We start from the raw sequence: 17,012 nt of genomic DNA, 5'->3' as shown, positions 1-17,012 counted from the left end.
ACCAATTTTTTGGAACTGTACTCGGCACCTGTGGGAGCGAGCCTGTTCGCGAAGACGGCCTGACAGCCGACCAATTTTTTGGAGCTGTACTCAGCACCTGTGGGAGCGAGCCTGTTCGCGAAGACGGCCTGACAGCCGACCAATTTCTTGGCGCTGTACTCGGCACCTGTGGGAGCGGGCTTGCCCGCGAAGACGGCCTGACAGCCGACCAATTCCTTGGAACTGTACTCAGCACCTGTGGGAGCGGGCTTGCTCGCGAAGGCGGCCTGACAGCCAACGAAAATCCTCTGCCTCACACCATCAAAATGGCCAGAAATTATGGATGTCAGGCAAGGCTGTAGGACCAGGAGTGAGGCTACACCACCTTGCGTCGTTGCCTACAACTACGCCAGAATCCGCCGGCTTGTGGGCCTTGACCCCTGACTCTATCGTTACCCGATCGCTGCAAATTCAGCGACCGGGTTTCGCAGCCCAGGTTAATCAAGGCGCTCAGCGCCACCATTGCCTTGCAGTTGGCGCTTTTGTTCGCCCACTGTTTTGCGTTATGGCGGCTGTGCGCGGGAGACTTTCGGGTCTGCCGGGTTCCTTGATTCCCGGTCTGCGAACCTGCGTATGGCCGCCACCTTCTTCGTTTCGCAGCGAATTGTGGCGGCTCCATCAATCAAGGAGCTTCGTCATGGTCAAACCCACACCCAATCCCCCCGAATCAGAAGCCGATACCAACCAACGTGCATCCGGCCTCCACCTAAAACCCGCCATCCTCAAAAACAACGCCCCCCACAACCCCAGCACGATGTTCACCATCGCACCGAACATCGACACCGAAAGCCTGTTGACCCATGCCTGTGAATCGCTGGCGTCGGTGAGCGTCATGGCCAGTGATTTCGCAACATTCCTGGATGGTCCGCAACGCAGCATGTTGTTGGGGATCCAGCAGGTGATCATGCTGGCGGACCTGGCGGTCAACCGCGCACTGGATAACGTCGCCCCACTGGACTAAACACCGAGTTTTTGTGGCGAGGGGGCTTGCCCCCGTTGGGCTGCGTAGCGGCCCCAAAACAGGCGATGAGGTTTTTCAGGCCGACCGCGCTGAATGGTTTTACGACTGCTTCGCAGCCGAACGGGGGCGAGCCCCCCCGCCACAGGGTTTATGTACGCCGGAACGCTTCAGGCGCTTTCCAACATCTTGATCAAGTGCTCAGGCCACACCGTTTCCCGGGTCTCTCGCAGTTCGGCTACGGACCACCACTTATGGTCAGCCATGACCCGGACTTCGTGAGCTGTCCATCCCTCACGGGACAGGTGTTCACTGTCGGTATGAACCACAAAATACCGTTCAACCGAGAGCACCGTTTCGCCGCTTGGCAGCATCATCGGAAAACTGCGCTCTGCAACGCTCGGACCCACCGTGTCGATGAGTAAACCCGTTTCTTCAAACAATTCACGAACCGCCGCAGCCTCAAAGGATTCACCCGGCTCAAGCCCGCCACCGGGTGTCGCCCAGTGGCTTTGGCCGTCGAGGGCATCGCCTTTGTGCCGGAAGTGAAACAGCAGAACCTGTTGCGAGGGATTGATCACCAGCAGCCTGGCGGAATGACGTTGGCGCATTTTTTTCTTTCCATAGAGTGACGCGAACCGCAGCTTTCACTGCGGTCCGCGACGGTAAAGCTCATGTCGGCGTTATTACACCGAAAGGTTAAGCCACTACCCGATAACACGGCACATACGCCGCGCCGCCCGGCAGTTTCATGCGGTGCTGGGCGACGAAGGCTTTGAGCAGCAGGTCCAGCGGTTGCATGATCGCCGCGTCTCCACGGATCTGGTAGGGCCCGTGCTCTTCGATCAGGCGGATGCCTTTGTCCTTGACGTTGCCGGCGACGATGCCGGAGAACGCGCGGCGCAGGTTGGCCGCCAGTTCGTGGGAGGGCAGGTCGAGGCTCAGTTTCAGGTTGGCCATGTTTTCGTGGGTCGGGTCGAACGGGCGCTGGAAGCCTTCGTCGATTTTCAGCAGCCAGTTGAAGTGGAATGCGTCGTTGCGCTCGCGGCGGAACTGCTTGACCGCCTTGAGGCCCTGGGTCATCTGGCGCGCCACTTCGGCCGGGTCATCGATGATGATCTGGTAGTGCTGCTTGGCGGCGTCGCCCAGGGTGGCGCCGACGAACGCGTCCAGTTGCTCCAGGTACGGAGCGGCATGTTTCGGCCCGGTGAGGACGACCGGGAAGGGCAGGCCTGCGTTGTCCGGGTGCATCAGGATGCCCAGCAGGTACAGGAATTCCTCGGCCGTACCGGCGCCGCCCGGGAAGATGATGATGCCGTGACCGACGCGGACGAAGGCTTCCAGGCGTTTTTCGATGTCCGGCAGGATCACCAGTTCGTTGACGATCGGGTTCGGCGCTTCGGCGGCGATGATGCCGGGTTCGGTCAGGCCCAGGTAGCGGCCGCCGTGGATGCGTTGCTTGGCGTGGGCGATGGTCGCGCCTTTCATCGGGCCTTTCATCACGCCGGGGCCGCAACCGGTGCAGATGTCCAGGCTGCGCAGGCCCAGTTCGTGGCCGACTTTCTTGGTGTATTTGTATTCTTCGGTGTTGATCGAGTGCCCGCCCCAGCACACCACGATCTTCGGCTCGACGCCGGGGCGCAGGGTGCGGGCGTTGCGCAGCAGGTGGAAGACGTAGTCGCTGATGCCCTGGGAGTTGCTCAGGTCGATGCGCTGGCTGTCGAGTTCGTTTTCGGTGTAGACGATGTCACGCAAGGCGCTGAACAGCATTTCCCGGGTGCTGGCGATCATTTCGCCGTCGACGAAGGCGTCGGCCGGGGCGTTCAGCAGTTCCAGGCGTACGCCGCGGTCCTGCTGGTGAATGCGGATCTCGAAATCCTTGTAGGCTTCCAGAATGGTCTTGGCGTTGTCGACATGGGCGCCGGTGTTGAGGATGGCCAGGGCGCACTGGCGGAAGAGGGTGTAGGTACTGCCGGAACCGGCCTCGCTCAATTGCTGGACTTCCCGTTGCGAGAGCGTTTCCAGGCTGCCTTTTGGACTGACGGAGGCGTTGATAACTTGGCGTTGGGTCATTCAATGATCCTTAAAACGATGTCATTCACACAGCAACTACGAATGGCATCCGAATAATGTGTATTCATGAAAGAAGATGGCACGAACTGCGCGGTCTCGCCATGTCCCCCGCTTGACGATGAAAAGATGAAAAGGAGCCCCAGCATAGCTAAATCCCTCGCAGAGGCGATAATGGCACGCTGTCTTTTTGCCTCAGCCCCCTTTTTACCCTTTCAGCTCAGGAAACCCGACGCAATGTTCGAAATCCAGCCGATGAACGCTGACACCTACCGGCAACAGACGCGGCGCAGCACGGTCATCATTGCCCTGATCTTCCTGGCGCTGGCGATGCTGCTGTCCACGGCGGCGGTGGCGCTGTTCGGCACGCCGGCGGGCGACAATCTGCGCTTCAACGTCGGTGGCGTGTTCGTTGCCGTGCTGGCGATGGTGGTGCTGATGCGCAAGGTGTTCTGGCATCAGGCGTGGATGGCGCCTGCGGTCTACAGTTGGCAGCTCAAGCGCAGCCTGATGAGCATCACCAATGTCATGCATCATGTAACGGCGGCCGTGGAGCGGGGTGATCCGGTTGCGATGAAGCTGTTGCGTTTCTACCATTTGGGCTTGAACCAGATGCATCAACTCGATGGCAACTCCAGTGACCACGGCCAGTTGATCCGCGAAATGGACCAGCACAAGGAACGGATGCAAGCCCAGGGCATCGAAATCGAACAGACACGGCTGGATCCGGCGTGGCTGGAGGCGGTAAAGCAGACGCCGCGCTAACATCATGACGAGCCCGGCTCGGGCATAGTGAGCAAAAACGGCGATCAGGAAGGTTCGTCCGTCATCGACACAGGGAGCACCATGGGACATCCATTGATCAACGATCAAATTGAAATGCGTCGGCCAGTCGTGCCAAGGCTCAAGGTCCGCTCGGCGGTGACCTTGCTGGTGGCGGTGTGCCTGTCGATGGTGGCTATCGTGATCTGGGAAGCCTGGAGCTCACGCCAGTACCACCTGCATGACAAGGAAGTGGTGATGTCCAACCTGGCACAGACCCTGGCTTCGCAAGCGCAGGCAACGATCAAGCAGGCCGATACGCTGCTCTTCACGCTGGTCGATCGCCTGGAACACGACGGCGTGGATCAATCCCGGTTGCCGCCATTGCTCAACGCCCAGCGCAGTGAGTTGAGCCAGCTCCATGGCTTGTTCATTTTCGACGAAAACGGCCAGTGGCTCGCCAATTCCAATGGCGCCGGCCAAACCGGCGTCAACAATTCCGACCGCGAATACTTCATCTTCCATCGCGACAACCCCAGCCGAGGGCCGCACATCGGGCCGTCGATCAAGAGCCGTTCGAGCGGCGAGTGGATCATGACGGTTTCACGTCGGCTCAATCATCCCGACGGCAGTTTTGCTGGCGTGGCACTGGCGACGATCTACCTCAGTCATTTCCTGCAGCTCTACGACAGCATCGACATGGGCAGCAACGGCGTGATCACCCTGATCGCCGACAACGCCAGCATTATCATTCGCCGACCCTTCAAGGAGGCGGATATCGGCAGCAGTCTCGCCAAGAGCCCGTTGTTCACCCAGTTGTTGCCCAAGGGCGATGCGGGCACGGCCACGATCACGTCGGTCATCGATGGTGTCGAGCGGGTAACGGGCTATCGCCGGGTCGAGGGTTATCCGCTGATCGTTTTTGTCGCGCTGAACAAGGATGAAGTGCTGGCCAGTTGGCGCAAGGAAACGCTGCTCAGCGCCGGCATCGTCACGCTGTTGCTCAGTGTTCTCGGGGTACTGGGGTTCCGGCTGATCAAGTTGATGAAGCAGCAGAACCTGGTGCAGGTCGAGTTGCTGGACACCCAGGACAAGCTGCTGGAGGTCAATCGCAACCTCGAGGGCCTGGCCCTGAAAGACGCGCTGACGGGGCTGGCCAACCGGCGTCAGTTCGACGCGTTCATCGATGCCGAAATGGGCCGTGCCCGGCGCAGCCAGACCGAGCTGGCGCTGCTGATGATCGATGTCGATCATTTCAAACCGTTCAATGACCGCTACGGTCACCTGGCCGGTGATGAGTGTTTGCGCAAGGTCGGTGCGATCATCACCGACAACATCAAGCGCCCCGGTGACCTGGCCGCCCGTTATGGTGGCGAGGAGTTTGCGGTGGTGCTGCCCGGCACCGACTACGTGGGGGCATTCCTGGTGGCGGAGAAAATCCGTCGCGCGGTGCTGCAGGCCGCTATTGCCCACAGCGACAGCCCGGAAGGCGCCGTCACCGTCAGCATTGGCGTGTGTGCCAGCAATGGTACTTCCCAAGTTCGCTCCGAAGACCTGATCGGTGCGGCGGACAAGGCGCTGTACGTGGCCAAGGCCAGTGGGCGCAACATGAGTGTGATTGCCAACTGAGGCTCAGGCGTCAGGCAAATCGGTCCGTTCCCTGTGTAGGAGCTGCCGCAGGCTGCGATCTTTTGATCCTGGCCTCAGGTTGCCCGCCGCAATCGCCACTGCCTGATCAATCGAAGATAGACCAACACATTGATCACCAACACCAGGCTGCCCAAACCCAGCTGAATGCCGGGCGTCAGGCCCGCCGGGTAAATCACCGGCCAAATGTAATGCTCGATGAACCCACCGCCATAGCCGGTTTGCCCGGCCCCCTGGCGCATGCGGTTTTCCCAGTCGGTCAGCGGGCAGGGCAGGTGGAAGAATTCCACCGCCATCCCCCACAGCGCCGCGGGCGGGTGCCACCAGATCAGGTGGCGCCATTTGAGCACCAGCAGCCCGCCGAACACGACAAACACAATGAACGACAGGTGAAACAGCATCAGCCCGTCGGCGGCGATTCGGTACAGCATGTCGGTGCCCCTGAAGGCTGATCGAATCGCTCCATGGTACTCGGGCCGGTGGCGGGCGCTCTATCGATTGTCGCGATCCAATGTCCTGAGCACGCCTTGCAAACGCTCGGTCATCGATTCGCTGCTGCGTTGCATCGGTGCGCGCAGTTCGTCACCGATCAAGCCTTGCAGGGCCAGCGCGGTTTTCACCGGGGCCGGGTTGGGCTCCAGGAACAGGCTGTTGATCAGCGGCAGCAAACGGAAAAACGTGGCGCGGCCTTCAGCCAATTGGTTGTCGCGAATCTGCCGGTGCAACTGCACGAACAGTTCCGGATGGACATGCGCCGACGCGGCAATCGCGCCTTTGGCGCCCAGGCACAGGGCATTGAAGATCTGGTTGTCTTCGCCGCACAGCACGTCGACATGGCCGCTATCGAGCAAGGCGAGGGTGTTGGAAAAGTTACCGCCGCAATCCTTGATCGCGACGATCCGCTCGTGGGCGACGATGTTGAGCAGGGTCGCCTGTTCGAAGGCCACGCCGGTACGGTAGGGAATGTCGTAGAGAATCAGTGGCACGCTGGAGGCATCGGCGACCGTGCGGAAAAACGCTTCGAGGCCGGCCTGGGACGGGCGGATGTAATACGGCGCCGGCACCAGCAGGCCCGCCACCGGGCGCTTGAGGATCTCGCTCTGGAACTGCAACAACTCGGTCAGGTTGTTGCCGGCCAGGCCCATGACCACCCGTTGCGCCGGCACCAACTCCAGCACCGCATCAAGCACTGCCAGTTGTTCATGTTTGCCCATCGCCGCCGGCTCGCCGGTGGTGCCGCAAACGATGAGGCCGTCGACACCTTTTTCCAGCAGATGGCTGACCAGCCGGCGCAAGCCGACGAAATCGATGGCGCCGTTGTGGAAGGGGGTGACCAGTGGAACCCAGATACCCTGAAACGCTGACATGCTTTTTTCTCCTGATGGTTGACCGATTTCGTCACCGTCAGGGGCATGAAAGGAGAGTAAGCAAGGGGCGTGTGGTCCGTCGCGCTCAATGTCCTGTCAGCTCATCTGACGGGACAGCGCGCCCCGGTCACATGAGCGACTGTTTCTTCGATTTGAGGGCGTGCGCAACGCAACCTTGCGCCTTGGCAATCAAGCCAATGACGGAAAAGTTGAAGTTGAAGGTTGCGGACATACTTGCTTACACCCTGAGTGAGGCGCCCAGTTTTAAAAGCCGGCGCGCCTTTTGTCAATCACGAAAATCAGCGAACTCGGCGCGCATCCGGCCATTGTGCTTGGCCTTGTAGAGCAGATGATCGACCTGCTCGACGAACTCCAGGGCCGTGGCATGCATCGATGCCAGGGTGGTGCCGACGCCGAGGCTGATACTCAGCAGTTTCGACACGTTCGAGAATTCATGGGGGATCTGCTGCTGGCGAATCAGGTGCAGGCATTTGTGCGCCACCAGCCGTGCGGATTCGGCATCGGTTTCCGGCAGCAGCCAGACGAACTCTTCACCGCCGATCCGGGCGATGAAATCCCGTGGCCGGTTCGCCGCCAGGGACAAGGTTTGCGCGACGCGGCGCAGGCATTCGTCGCCCTTGATGTGACCGTAGTGGTCGTTGTACTGCTTGAAGTAGTCGATATCCAGCACCATCACCGACAACGGCAAGCCGGTACGCTGGGCCGAGTTCCACTCGCGCTCCAGCACGGTATCGAACATGCGGCGGTTGGCGATGCCGGTCAAGCCGTCCTGGAAGGAATACTCCTCCAGTTGTTTTTGCAGGCGGATCAGGTGCTCTTCGGTTTTCTTGCGCTCGCTGATATCGAACATGAACCCCACCAGCGCCTCGACTTCGCCGTCCTTGCGCACCACGTGCACCACATCGCGGATCCACACGTACTCGCCGCTGTCGGTCAGTGCGCGATAGTCGGCCTCGTGATCGATGCCGGCTCGCGATTGCGAGACACAGAAGTCCATCACGTAGTCGCGGTCATCCGGGTGCATGCGCTCGACCCAGTCATTGACCGAGGCCCAGCTGTGCTGCTTCCAGCCCAGCAGTTCTTCGATCTGTGGCCCGATGTAGCTGAAGGTCATGGTTTTCCAGTCGATGCGCCAGGGAATGGCTTTGGTCGACTCAAGCAGGGTTTTGTAAACGTCGCTGTCGGTTTCGGCTGAAATCATGAAGGGCCTGCCTCGATGAAAAATGCAGGGCCATCATGTTGCTACCACCGAGGCGAATCAAGCGGGCAGCCGATGAATGGCACGCAGGCGTCTGAGTGAGCAAGATTGTTCAAGCCATTGGCCGCCACAGCTGGCAAAGTCTCAGGTCTTTCCCTGTCTGTAGACTGTCATGCCCAACTCACTCATGCCGCGCAGCGCCTTTCTGCGCGGGGCTGCGGCGATCATGCCGCTGTCCCTGGCCACCGCGCCCTGGGGCTTGCTGGCCGGTTCCATGGCCATCGAAGCCAACCTCACGCCCCTGCAAGGCCAGGGCCTGTCGAGCATTGTGTTTGCCGGTGCGGCGCAACTGGTGGCCATCGGCATGCTCAAGGGCGGTGCCGGGATCTTTTCGATCCTGCTCACCACGCTGTTGCTGACCTCCCAGCATTTGCTTTACGGGATGAGCATGCGTTCGGTGATTTCGCCATTGCCGGGGCGCTGGCGTGCAGGCCTGGGTTTCTTGCTCACCGATGAGCTGTTCGCCCTGACCAGCCAGCACGACAAGCAGCAATTCAACCGCTGGTACGCCCTGGGTGTGGGCCTGACGTTCTACATCGCCTGGAACCTGTTCACCCTGGCGGGCATTGTGCTCGGCAGCAGCATTCCGGGCCTTGAACACCTGGGCCTGGATTTCTCCATCGCGGCCACCTTCATTGCCCTGATCACCCCGGTGGTCCGCAACGTGCCGACCGTGGTGTGCGTGGCGGTGTCGCTGTTTTGCTCGGTGCTGTTCAGCTACTGGCAATGGGGTTCAGCGCTGGTGCTGTCGGGGCTGGCGGGGATGACTGCCGGGTTTGTCTGCAATAAATTCTACGGTGGACGCACATGATGGTCTGGGCTGTGATTATCGGAATGGGCGTGTTGGTGTTCCTCAACCGCTACGTTTTTCTCGAACCGCGCCTGCCGGTGCGCCTGAGCAGCAATGCCCGGCAATTCCTCGGGTTTGCCGTACCGGGCATGTTGACGGCTATCTGTGGGCCGATTGTGTTCATGCCGGAAAAACAGCTGAACCTGCATTGGGACAACCCCTATCTGATCAGTTCGCTGGTGGCGGTGGGGCTGGTGCTTTACACGCGCAATACGTTGCTCAGCATGCTGTTGAGCATGGGCTTTTTCTTTTTGCTGCGCTGGTGGCTCTGAGCGGGGCAGGGGAACTGATCTAAGCTTAAAGGGGATGACCGATCCCTTCAGGAAGAGAGGTGAACATGGCCAATGAACCCAAGCGTCCGGACCCGGAAGAAGACGTGGACGAACCCACGGAAGAAGAGATTGAGCAGCAGAAGCGTTCGGTACCGGACTGGAAGCATCCTGACGACGGTACGGAACTGTCAGAGCCTGACCGCAAGTTCTGATCACCCCAAACGACAAAGCCCCGCTTTTTCGAGCGGGGCTTTGTTGTGATCACCCTTGTTCCAGGATCTCTGGAAAGTCGGGGTGGGCTGCACGATATCCCAATGTCCTGTCGATCCATGCGTTCAGCTCGTTGACCATGACCGGCGGTTTGCCCGGATAGTTTTCAAGGGTTGAACTCAGGATTTCATGGATGTCGGGAACAGATCGAAGGTTGCGGGTTTGTATGTATTGCTTGATGAAGCAGGCGAGTGGGTAGTGCTCCGTCTTTGTAAGATGAACGCACGCCAGACCCGCGACTTGATCGTTTTTATAGTCGTCGCGCAATTTAGATCTCTGCAAGGCTTGTTGTTGAGATTTCCCTGATCATTGACTCTTTGGTCAACTAATGGCGTTGCTGGAAATTCGGCGCGAATGCTAGCCGTAGTCCTCGGGATTGTATCTATCTCGACGATGGAGTCTGACAGGCGGTACAAACGTTCCAATTGCTGTTGTCAATTGAACGAAACAGCCTGTGTAATTTTTAGCGCTCATGTTTGTATGAGCGGTTTTTATTCATGACCGCCTTGCTGTCGTTATTGATAAGTTCAGGGCACTTGTTCAATTAATGCAGCGCCCTGGTTCCTGACATTGCCGACGGCCTTGTCCACCTTGTACCACTCGAATACGTCACTGACCTCGCCCTGGGAAAACGCCATTTCCTCGGCTCTTTCCTTGGGCGTGGCCGGGTCCAGCCATTCCCGCGCCAGCTCGGGCGAGAACACCACCGGCCGCCGGTCATGCACATCAAGCAGGCCGCCTGCGCTGTCTGCCGTGAGGATCACGAAACCGTCGTGCTCCCTGTGCGGGGCTCCGCCGATGGGGTACTGGCCGATGGCTGCGCAGAAAGCCGGCGCCCGGTCCCGGCGCCGGATCAGCCAGGGTTGTTTGTTGCCGTCACCGGCGTCCACCCATTCAAACCAGTTATCGATCGGGCAGATCGCGCGATGCGGCCAGATGGCCCGGAAGTACGGGCCGTGGGCGACTTTCTCGACCCGGGCATTGATCGGCTCCGTGCGATCCGTTGCCCAGTGCGGCCGCCAACCCCAGCGCACGGCGTCGGCGTGCAGCCGCTCGTTCTCCAGGTGCAGCAGGGCGAGTTGCGTGGTGGGCGCAGCGTTATAGTGCGCCAGGGGTTCGTTGCCGACGTGGTTGACCAGCGCGTCGGGGATGCTCAGCACCGCCACGAAGTCGTGAATCCCGCGGTATTGCGACAGTCGTCCGCACATGGCCTGACACTCTGGTTGAGCATTTTTTTCAGTTTAGTTGGTGGCAACGAAACGGGCTTGGCAAGCACTGGAACCAAACTCTGTGTACCTTATCCAACCTCGGCCCGGCGTCTCGGGCAAAGGATTCCCGTCAACTTGTATTTCAATCCTGATGGTCTGGCCCAAGGCAAAAGATGAAACAGTGGTTCAAGTGTTTAACGGTGTGCGCCCTGGCAGTTGGCTTGCTGGGTTGTATCGCCGCACCTATTGCAATGACGCCGCAGACCGAACAGCGTTTGCAGGCGCAACCGCCCATCCGTTTTCTGCTGACGTTCGATGACGGTCCCAGTGCATCGAGCTGGTGGAATCCGACCGTCACGGTGCTTGAGAGCCTGGCGCAAAACCCGCTGCAGCCGGGGATCAAAGCCGTGTTTTTCGTGCAGACCCGCGCGCCGCGCGCCGGTGGCAGTGAGTTGGGCCGTGACATCATGCGGCGCGAACACGCCGAAGGTCACATTCTGGGCTTTCACACGGCAACGCCCTGGCACACCAATCATCGCTCGCTGGAGCCGCAAGAGCTGGAGCAGGCCCTGACCGATGGCAGCGCCGACATCGCGGCGATCACCGGTGCCCCCCCAACCCTGTTGCGCCCGCCATTCTGGAACTACGACAAGCGCACCTTCGCCGCTTATCAGCAGCATGGCCTGCACGTGCTGCTCACGGACTTGAGCGCCAATGACGGCAAGATCTGGGGCTTCAACGCCAGCCCCCGACGCCGGTCGCACATGCTGCGCTCGATGTCTGAAGTGCGCGAACGCATGGCTCGTGGCGAATTGCCGGTGGTCGACGGGGTGATTCCGGTCGTGGTGACGTTTCACGACCTCAATCGCTATACCGCCCGGCATACCCGTGAATACCTGCAGATTCTGCTCGACAGCGCCCGGGAGACCGGGGTGAAAACCGCGGACAAGCCGTTTTACGACGACCAGGCTGCGCTACAGCGGGCGGCCATGGCGCGAACCGTGCGCGATGGCTCTCAGCCCGTCGAGTTGCCGGGGTTCTGGAACTGGATCTGGGGCCGGAACGCCCGTTAAAACGAGCAGGAATGAGTGCTGGTTAACAGTAATTGCGAATGATTTCTTGTGCAGATTCGCAAAGTGTATCTATTCTGAAACGGATCCAATCCGATCAACTGCCGCCGAGGCATCGGTCATGGTTCCTATTTCAGTGCTTTGCAACATCGTAGAGTCCGGTTTTGAGCCACTGTCGTGCGAGTGCACCGAGAATCTCGGGCTGCTGCGCATCGAAGTCTACGACCCCGTCACCGGGCGGGTGGAGCTGCTGATCAGCGGTGTCTCGACAGCCGAACTGACCAGCGTGCGCGCCATCTCTGATTTTATCGGCGAGTTGCGTACCGAGATGAAGGCCGGGCGCCGGGCGTTTGCGGGCTGATACTTCGCTGATCGAATGCATGCACCGTCCTGTGGCGAGGGAGCTTGCTCCCGCTGGGGCGCGAAGCGGCCCTAAAAGCCGTTACCCGTTTCTTTGAGATGAATGTAATGACCTTTTGGGGGCCGCTACGCAGCCCAACGGGAGCAAGCTCCCTCGCCACAGGTATTCAATACCTCAAGTCGCCGGCGGCAACAGCTCATCAATCATCCGCAAACAATGGTTCAACCCCGGCGAAACATCCCCCACCCGTCGGCTGAGGATGATCGGCGAGGTCGCGTTGTCTTCCAGCAAGGGTGTGAAACCGATGTCGTCGCGGTGCAGCAGTTGCACCGAGGCCGGCACCAGCGTGACCCCGATTCCCGCCCCTACCAGACCGATCGCCGTTTGCAGTTCGTTGGTCCACTGCGCGACGTGGATGCTCACCCCGTAGGACTCAAACAGCGCGATCACATGGTCGGCGTAACTCGGCCGTGGATTGCCGGGGTACAGCACAAAGGGTTCCCTCGCCAGTTCCCGCAGGCTGATGGGGCCGGCGAGCAACGGATGGCCGGCGGGCAGGGCGGCGACCAGGCGGTCTTCGGTGAGCACGGTCTGGACGATGGCCGGGTCGTCGATGCGGATCCGGCCAAAACCGATGTCGATGCGCCCGGCCTTCAATGCCTGCACCTGTTGCAGGGTGGTCATTTCCGACAGGCCCAATTCCAGCTCCAGCGGTTCGCCACTGCGTAACCGGCGGATCAGTTCCGGCAGCACGCCATACAGGGTCGATGGCGCAAAGCCGATACCCAGCCAGGTCTTTTCACCCAGGCCGATACGCCGCGTGTTGTCGCAGACCTTGTTCAGTTGTTCGAGCAGGGCGGTGGAGTGTTCATGGAAAAACCGCCCGGCGTCGGTCAACTTCAGCGGGCGGCCGCGCTCCAGCAGCATCACCCCCAGTTCGTCCTCCAGTTGCTGGATCTGCCGGCTCAACGGCGGTTGGGCGATGTGCAGGCGCTCCGCCGCGCGGGTGAAGTTGAGGGTTTGAGCCAGCACCTGAAAGTAACGCAGGTGACGCAGTTCCATGGGGCCTCCGGATTTTCAATTGAATACCTTTAAGGTATCAAGCCAGACCAATTCTATATTGGCCGCCCGGAAAAAGCCGTATGAGAATCCGACTCAGAACTTCAAGAACCTGACGGGTATCGAAATGCTTGCAACTGCCATTGAGTCGATCGAGACGATCATCGTCGATCTGCCGACTATCCGCCCGCACAAGCTGGCCATGCACACCATGCAGAACCAGACCCTGGTGATCATCCGCGTGCGTTGCGCCGACGGCATCGAAGGCATCGGCGAATCCACCACCATCGGTGGCCTGGCCTACGGCAATGAAAGCCCGGACAGCATCAAGACCAACATCGACACGCACTTCGCACCCTTGTTGATCGGCCAGGACAGCGGCAACGTCAACGCCGCCATGTTGCGCCTGGAGCGCAGCATCCGTGGCAATACCTTCGCCAAATCCGGTATCGAAACCGCGCTGCTCGACGCCCAGGGCAAACGCCTTGGCCTGCCGGTCAGTGAATTGCTCGGTGGACGCGTGCGTGATGCGCTCCCCGTCGCCTGGACCCTGGCCAGCGGTGACACGGAAAAAGACATCGCCGAAGCGGAAAAAATGCTCGACCTGCGCCGCCATCGCATCTTCAAGCTGAAGATCGGTGCCGGCGAGGTCAACCGCGACCTGGCCCACGTCATCGCCATCAAGAAAGCCCTGGGTGACCGCGCCAGCGTGCGTGTCGACGTCAACCAGGCGTGGGACGAAGCCGTCGCGCTACGTGCCTGCCGAATCCTCGGCAGCAACGGCATCGACCTGATCGAACAGCCGATCTCGCGCAACAACCGCGCCGGCATGGCTCGCCTGAATGCCATGAGCCCGGCGCCGATCATGGCCGACGAATCCATCGAATGCGTGGAAGATGCGTTCAACCTGGCCCGCGAAGGCGCGGCCTCGGTATTCGCCCTGAAGATCGCCAAGAACGGCGGTCCGCGCGCCGTGTTGCGCACCGCCTGCATCGCTGAAGCAGCCGGCATCGCCCTGTACGGTGGCACCATGCTCGAAGGCGGCCTGGGCACGATGGCGTCGGCCCATGCCTTCGTCACGTTGAACAAACTGGCGTGGGACACCGAACTGTTCGGCCCGCTGCTGCTGACAGAAGACATTCTCAGCGAGCCGTTGGTGTATCGCGATTTTGAACTGCACGTGCCGAAAACACCGGGCCTGGGCCTGAGCCTGGATGAAGAGCGCCTGGCGTTCTTCCGTCGCGACAAGACCACTCATCAAGCCTGAGGAGAGCATTATGCTGTTTCACGTAAAAATGACCGTGAACCTGCCGGTCGACATGAATCCGGAGGCGGCGGCCAGACTCAAGGCTGACGAAAAAGCCCTGGCCCAGCGCCTGCAAGAGCAGGGCAAGTGGCGTCACCTGTGGCGCATCGCCGGGCACTACGCCAACTACAGCGTGTTCGATGTCGACAGCGTTCAGGAACTGCATGACCTGCTGATGCAATTGCCATTGTTTCCCTACATGGCCATCGAAATCGACGCGATGTGCCGGCATCCTTCTTCCATCCGTGACGATGACCGCTGAGCCTCGCCTGTTCAGCTCGCTACGCCCATAATTACAAGATGAGGAACCCTGAAAAATGAACGTCAAGATTTCCCACACTGCCGAAGTCCAGAAATTTCTCGAAGAAGCCAGCGGCCTGCTCAACGACGCCGGCAATCCACGGACCAAGGCGCTGGTCTACCGCATCCTGCGTGATTCGGTGAACATCATCGAAGACCTGGCCGTGACCCCGGAAGAGTTCTGGAAAGCCGTCAACTACCTCAACGTGCTGGGCGCGCGCCAGGAAGCCGGGTTGCTGGTGGCCGGTATTGGCCTGGAGCATTACCTCGACCTGTTGATGGACGCCGAAGACGAGCAGGCCGGCAAGACCGGCGGCACCCCGCGCACCATCGAAGGCCCGTTGTACGTGGCCGGTGCGCCGCTGTCCGAGGGCGAGGCGCGTCTGGATGACGGCGTCGATCCGGGCGTGACCCTGTTCATGCAAGGCCGCGTGTTCAATACCGCCGGCGAACCACTGGCCGGTGCCGTGGTGGACGTCTGGCACGCCAACACCGGCGGCACCTACTCGTACTTCGATGCCTCGCAGTCGGAATTCAACCTGCGTCGCCGCATCGTGACTGACGCCGAAGGCCGTTACCGCTTCCGTAGCATCGTGCCGTCGGGCTATGGCTGCCCACCGGACGGTCCGACCCAGCAACTGCTCGATCAACTGGGCCGTCATGGCCAGCGCCCGGCGCACGTGCACTTCTTCATTTCCGCGCCGGATCATCGCCACCTGACCACCCAGATCAACCTCGACGGCGATCAATACCTGCACGACGATTTCGCCTACGCCACCCGCGACGAACTGATCGCCAAGATCACCTTCAGCGACGATCAGCAGCGCGCAGCGGCCCATGGCGTGAGCGGTCGCTTTGCCGAAATCGACTTCGACTTCACCCTGCAATCCTCTGCCCAGCCGCAAGAGCAACAGCGCCACGAACGGGTCCGCGCCCTGGAAGACTGATAATCCGCGCCCCCCTGTAGGAGCTGCCGAAGGCTGCGATCTTTTGACTTTGATTTTTAAAAAAACAAGATCAAAAGATCGCAGCCTGCGGCAGCTCCTACAAGTAGCTTCCACAGGTCAGTCCATTGACACATCGCCGTACGCAGTGCCTTAGAATGCCCCGACGCAACTCATAACAACAACGAGAGTGACCTGATGATGCAAGCGCAACTGTTGAGTCAGCGCAGCCGGGTGTTCGACCATGCCGACCCTTACGCCGTGTCGGGCTACGTCAATCAGCACGTCGGTAATCACTGCATTCTCATGCCCCGTGCCGGCAGCCCGCTGGCCAGCCTTGATCATCGCAAATTCGCCAGCCTCGACCTGTGCCGCATCAGCTACGGTGCCAGTGTGCGCGTGACGTCCGGTGCGCTGGACAGCATTTATCACCTGCAAGTGCTGCTGCGCGGCAACTGCCTGTGGCGTGGACACGGCCAGGAGCATTACTTCGCCCCCGGCGAATTGCTGCTGATCAACCCCGACGATCCGGTGGACCTGACGTACTCTGCCGATTGCGAAAAATTCATCCTCAAGGTCCCGACCCGTTTGTTTGAATCGGTCTGCGATGAGCAGCGCTGGCGCTATCCGGAGCAGGGCGTGCGGTTTCTGGAAAACCGTTATCAGCTCAATGAACTGGAAGGTTTCGTCAACCTGTTGGCGATGATCTGCCAGGAGGCCGAATCCACCGAGCAGATCCCCAGGGTGCAGGAGCATTACACGCAGATCATCGTCAGCAAGATGCTCAGCCTGATGAAGACCAACGTCAGCCGCCTCGACCTGGGCTCGCAGACGGCCACGTTCGAAGCGATTGCCGATTACATCGCCCATAACCTCAAGCAGGACATCGACAGCGAAGCACTGGCGCGCCAGGCCCACATGAGCCTGCGTTCGCTGTACGGATTGTTCGAACGCAATGCCGGTGACACACCGAAGAACTACATCCGCCGCAAGCGCCTCGAGTCCATCAAAGCCTGCCTCAGCGACCCGACCTGCAACGTGCGCAACATCACCGAAGTGGCCATGGACTACGGCTTCCTGCACCTGGGACGCTTCTCCGACAGCTACCGCAAGCAGTTCGGCGAATTGCCGTCCGATACCCTCAAACGCCGCTACTGAAATCACGCACACCCCCTGTAGGAGCTGCCGAAGGCTGCGATCTTTTGACTTTGATTTTTAAAAAGCAAAATCAAAAGATCGCAGCCTTCGGC

The 17,012-nt window shown here is 60.1% G+C and carries 21 protein-coding genes; 13 read left to right on the top strand and 8 right to left on the bottom strand.

Annotated features, from left to right (window positions below):
* On the top strand, window positions 1-341 hold a 341-nt coding region (locus tag AC07YV_RS23720; RefSeq protein ID WP_494990357.1), incomplete at its 5' end, for a hypothetical protein.
* 335 nt (window positions 342-676) lie between these two features.
* The gene (locus AC07YV_RS23715; RefSeq protein WP_102701604.1) at window positions 677-1,000 is read left to right on the top strand and encodes a DUF6124 family protein; all 324 of its coding nucleotides are present in this window, start codon (window positions 677-679) and stop codon (window positions 998-1,000) included.
* 167 nt (window positions 1,001-1,167) lie between these two features.
* On the opposite strand, the gene AC07YV_RS23710 is transcribed toward AC07YV_RS23715, so the two are convergent.
* Window positions 1,168-1,608: an NUDIX hydrolase gene (locus tag AC07YV_RS23710; protein WP_102701603.1), complete on the bottom strand. Its 441-nt coding sequence runs from the start codon at window positions 1,606-1,608 to the stop codon at window positions 1,168-1,170.
* An 88-nt stretch (window positions 1,609-1,696) separates the two neighbouring features.
* Window positions 1,697-3,070, bottom strand: a complete 1,374-nt coding sequence (gene ppnN, locus AC07YV_RS23705) for a nucleotide 5'-monophosphate nucleosidase PpnN (protein WP_102701602.1) — start codon at window positions 3,068-3,070, stop codon at window positions 1,697-1,699.
* 234 nt (window positions 3,071-3,304) lie between these two features.
* Here ppnN and AC07YV_RS23700 point away from each other — a divergent pair, with 234 nt between their 5' ends.
* Window positions 3,305-3,832 (top strand): DUF3087 domain-containing protein, encoded by a 528-nt coding sequence (locus AC07YV_RS23700; protein WP_102701601.1) that lies wholly within the window; start codon window positions 3,305-3,307, stop codon window positions 3,830-3,832.
* An 81-nt stretch (window positions 3,833-3,913) separates the two neighbouring features.
* Window positions 3,914-5,458: a sensor domain-containing diguanylate cyclase gene (locus tag AC07YV_RS23695; RefSeq protein ID WP_102701600.1), complete on the top strand. Its 1,545-nt coding sequence runs from the start codon at window positions 3,914-3,916 to the stop codon at window positions 5,456-5,458.
* A gap of 74 nt (window positions 5,459-5,532) precedes the next feature.
* Here the strand turns inward: AC07YV_RS23695 and AC07YV_RS23690 are convergent, their stop codons facing one another.
* The 3 genes from AC07YV_RS23690 to AC07YV_RS23680 all read right to left on the bottom strand — a co-directional run bounded on the left by AC07YV_RS23690 (window position 5,533) and on the right by AC07YV_RS23680 (window position 8,065).
* Window positions 5,533-5,907, bottom strand: a complete 375-nt coding sequence (locus tag AC07YV_RS23690; RefSeq protein ID WP_102701599.1) for a DUF2784 domain-containing protein — start codon at window positions 5,905-5,907, stop codon at window positions 5,533-5,535.
* Window positions 5,908-5,967: 60 nt separating this feature from the next.
* Window positions 5,968-6,843 carry a 4-hydroxy-tetrahydrodipicolinate synthase gene (dapA, locus tag AC07YV_RS23685; RefSeq protein WP_102701598.1) on the bottom strand — a complete coding sequence of 292 codons (876 nt, stop codon included), beginning with the start codon at window positions 6,841-6,843 and terminating at the stop codon, window positions 5,968-5,970.
* Window positions 6,844-7,129: 286 nt separating this feature from the next.
* On the bottom strand, window positions 7,130-8,065 hold the full coding sequence (locus AC07YV_RS23680) for a sensor domain-containing diguanylate cyclase (protein ID WP_102701597.1): 936 nt from the start codon (window positions 8,063-8,065) through the stop codon (window positions 7,130-7,132).
* A gap of 169 nt (window positions 8,066-8,234) precedes the next feature.
* Between AC07YV_RS23680 and AC07YV_RS23675 the strand changes: the two genes are divergently transcribed.
* The 3 genes from AC07YV_RS23675 (at window position 8,235) to AC07YV_RS23665 (ending at window position 9,456) form a co-directional block, all read left to right on the top strand.
* Window positions 8,235-8,933: an AzlC family ABC transporter permease gene (locus AC07YV_RS23675; protein WP_041474903.1), complete on the top strand. Its 699-nt coding sequence runs from the start codon at window positions 8,235-8,237 to the stop codon at window positions 8,931-8,933.
* Window positions 8,933-9,244, top strand: a complete 312-nt coding sequence (locus AC07YV_RS23670) for an AzlD domain-containing protein (RefSeq protein WP_165824817.1) — start codon at window positions 8,933-8,935, stop codon at window positions 9,242-9,244. The genes AC07YV_RS23675 and AC07YV_RS23670 overlap by 1 nt, the downstream gene beginning before the upstream one ends.
* Before the next feature lie 65 nt (window positions 9,245-9,309).
* Window positions 9,310-9,456 carry a hypothetical protein gene (locus AC07YV_RS23665; protein ID WP_007978995.1) on the top strand — a complete coding sequence of 49 codons (147 nt, stop codon included), beginning with the start codon at window positions 9,310-9,312 and terminating at the stop codon, window positions 9,454-9,456.
* Window positions 9,457-9,505: 49 nt separating this feature from the next.
* Here the strand turns inward: AC07YV_RS23665 and AC07YV_RS23660 are convergent, their stop codons facing one another.
* Together AC07YV_RS23660 and AC07YV_RS23655 are read right to left on the bottom strand one after the other, a co-directional pair.
* Window positions 9,506-9,781: a hypothetical protein gene (locus AC07YV_RS23660; RefSeq protein ID WP_102701607.1), complete on the bottom strand. Its 276-nt coding sequence runs from the start codon at window positions 9,779-9,781 to the stop codon at window positions 9,506-9,508.
* 260 nt (window positions 9,782-10,041) lie between these two features.
* Window positions 10,042-10,722: an SOS response-associated peptidase family protein gene (locus AC07YV_RS23655; RefSeq protein WP_102701595.1), complete on the bottom strand. Its 681-nt coding sequence runs from the start codon at window positions 10,720-10,722 to the stop codon at window positions 10,042-10,044.
* A 173-nt stretch (window positions 10,723-10,895) separates the two neighbouring features.
* Between AC07YV_RS23655 and AC07YV_RS23650 the strand changes: the two genes are divergently transcribed.
* Together AC07YV_RS23650 and AC07YV_RS23645 are read left to right on the top strand one after the other, a co-directional pair.
* Entirely contained in the window at window positions 10,896-11,795 is a 900-nt protein-coding gene (locus AC07YV_RS23650) for a polysaccharide deacetylase family protein (RefSeq protein WP_102701594.1), read from the top strand.
* A gap of 118 nt (window positions 11,796-11,913) precedes the next feature.
* Complete coding sequence (locus AC07YV_RS23645) at window positions 11,914-12,153, top strand: DUF1652 domain-containing protein (RefSeq protein WP_102701593.1); 240 nt, start codon at window positions 11,914-11,916, stop codon at window positions 12,151-12,153.
* Window positions 12,154-12,327: 174 nt separating this feature from the next.
* On the opposite strand, the gene AC07YV_RS23640 is transcribed toward AC07YV_RS23645, so the two are convergent.
* The gene (locus AC07YV_RS23640) at window positions 12,328-13,215 is read right to left on the bottom strand and encodes a LysR family transcriptional regulator (protein WP_102701591.1); all 888 of its coding nucleotides are present in this window, start codon (window positions 13,213-13,215) and stop codon (window positions 12,328-12,330) included.
* Between the two features lie 124 nt (window positions 13,216-13,339).
* Between AC07YV_RS23640 and AC07YV_RS23635 the strand changes: the two genes are divergently transcribed.
* The 4 genes from AC07YV_RS23635 (at window position 13,340) to AC07YV_RS23620 (ending at window position 16,920) form a co-directional block, all read left to right on the top strand.
* Window positions 13,340-14,479, top strand: coding sequence for a muconate cycloisomerase family protein (locus tag AC07YV_RS23635; protein WP_165824816.1), 1,140 nt, complete (start codon window positions 13,340-13,342; stop codon window positions 14,477-14,479).
* 10 nt (window positions 14,480-14,489) lie between these two features.
* Window positions 14,490-14,780 carry a muconolactone Delta-isomerase gene (gene catC / locus AC07YV_RS23630; RefSeq protein WP_007978984.1) on the top strand — a complete coding sequence of 97 codons (291 nt, stop codon included), beginning with the start codon at window positions 14,490-14,492 and terminating at the stop codon, window positions 14,778-14,780.
* A 55-nt stretch (window positions 14,781-14,835) separates the two neighbouring features.
* On the top strand, window positions 14,836-15,765 hold the full coding sequence (gene catA, locus AC07YV_RS23625) for a catechol 1,2-dioxygenase (RefSeq protein ID WP_102701589.1): 930 nt from the start codon (window positions 14,836-14,838) through the stop codon (window positions 15,763-15,765).
* Between the two features lie 195 nt (window positions 15,766-15,960).
* On the top strand, window positions 15,961-16,920 hold the full coding sequence (locus AC07YV_RS23620) for an AraC family transcriptional regulator (protein ID WP_102701588.1): 960 nt from the start codon (window positions 15,961-15,963) through the stop codon (window positions 16,918-16,920).
* Window positions 16,921-17,012 lie beyond the last annotated feature (92 nt).

This window comes from Pseudomonas sp. GW456-E7, from assembly GCF_059424105.1.
The sequence above is the reverse complement of the archived record's forward strand: the minus strand, read 5'-3'. Positions and strand labels throughout refer to the sequence as shown.